2 protein-coding genes are annotated in these 1,644 nt (G+C 44.5%); both read left to right on the top strand.

Annotated features, from left to right (window positions below; all coding sequences use genetic code 11):
- Positions 1-65: 65 nt before the first annotated feature.
- Positions 66-1,085, top strand: a complete 1,020-nt coding sequence (gene istA / locus FTV03_RS17655; protein WP_075315047.1) for an IS21-like element ISAba8 family transposase — start codon at positions 66-68, stop codon at positions 1,083-1,085.
- Positions 1,085-1,644: IS21-like element ISAba8 family helper ATPase IstB (istB, locus tag FTV03_RS17650; RefSeq protein ID WP_180042400.1), on the top strand; the 560-nt coding region annotated here is incomplete at its 3' end. The genes istA and istB, both read left to right, overlap by 1 nt.

Below are 1,644 nucleotides of genomic sequence, written 5' to 3'. Positions count from 1 at the left end.
CCCCCTAATGGCATTTAAAAACTGACCCCCTTGGTTAATATAGCGGTCATTTTGGACTGCTCAACATGTTAACTTTGGAGCAAGCAGTGACAATCCAAATACTTCATCAACAAGGTAAATCTATTAAAGCCATTAGTCGTCAACTGGGGGTGTCCAGAAATACCGTACGTAAATATTTACGGCAAAACACCACACCTCAGTATCAGCGTATACAGCCTAGAATAAGTATCCTTGACCCATATAAACCCTATTTACTCCAACGTGTAAATGCAGCTCATCCTGAATGGATTCCTGCTGTCGTGCTCTACCAGGAAATTTTAAGGTTGGGATATCCAGGAAAGATCAGGATATTGAGGGAATATCTTGCAACATTAAAACCAGTTGCCAAACCGGAACCGATCATTCGTTTTGAAACCCAACCTGGCCAACAAATGCAGGTGGATTTCACCACGATTCGACGCAACAACACGACTTTAAAAGCCTTTGTCGCAACATTAGGGTATTCCAGAGCGACTTTCGTGAAATTTTATGATCATGAACGTACCGATGCATGGATCGATGGTCTAGAAAATGCATTTCAGTTCTTTGCAGGAGTACCTCAAGAAATCCTGTTTGATAACGCTAAAACGATCATGATTGAACGGGATGCCTATCAGGAGGGGCAGCATAAATGGAATCCCAAACTGCTCGACTGCGCCAAGAAATACAGCTTTCGTCCTCGCGTATGTAAGCCCTACCGTGCACAGACCAAAGGCAAAGTTGAACGCTTTAATGGATACCTCAAATCAAGCTTTATTGTGCCATTGAAAGCAAGCCTGAAGACTTCGGGTTTACTGTTAGATGTTGATGTCGCCAATGCCCACATTGGCCGGTGGCTGCATGAAACCGCCAATCAGCGGATTCATGCCACCACGCAAGAAAAACCGGCTGTTCGACTGCAACAGGAGCAGCAAAAATTTACGCCATTACCGCAATCAGATACAGGTTCCTGCACTGTACCTGTTGCAGCAGCAGAGCATGTCATGCCCTACGAGAGTTTGCAGCATCCCTTATCGGTATATGACCAGTTGCTGGGAGTTTCATGATGAATCTGCAATACGACCGTATAGAGCAACTTTGCCAAAAGCTCAATCTGCCTGCCATCGCATCACAATGGTCACATCATGCACAACAAACATTAGGTCAAGATGGAAGTTATGCCGACTTTGTTGAAGCGATCTTGACGCATGAATATGCTGCCAGGCAACAGCGCAGTCAGCAGGTACTGATGAAACTCTCAGGCCTGCCTCAAGTCAAAACCCTGGAAGACTATGATTTTAATTATGCCCTAGGGGCCCCTAAATCACAGGTGATTGAACTGTTCAATCTGAGCTTTATTACTAGAGCAGAAAATGTGGTGTTTCTCGGGGCTAGCGGAGTAGGAAAAACGCACTTATCTATGGCATTAGGCTATAAGGCCATCATGAACAACATTAAGATCAAGTTCATTACCGCCGCCGATCTCATGCTGCAACTAAGTACAGCCTACCAGCAAGGTAAACTGAAAACCTATATGCAACGTGCGGTACTGGGACCAAAGTTACTGATTATCGATGAAATTGGTTATTTACCGTTTGGACGTGAAGAAGCGAATCTGTTCTTTAA

The sequence above is a fragment of the Acinetobacter sp. YH12218 genome (genome assembly GCF_013417925.1).
Lineage (GTDB): Bacteria > Pseudomonadota > Gammaproteobacteria > Pseudomonadales > Moraxellaceae > Acinetobacter > Acinetobacter amyesii.
This window is presented reverse-complemented; position numbering and strand designations above follow the sequence as displayed.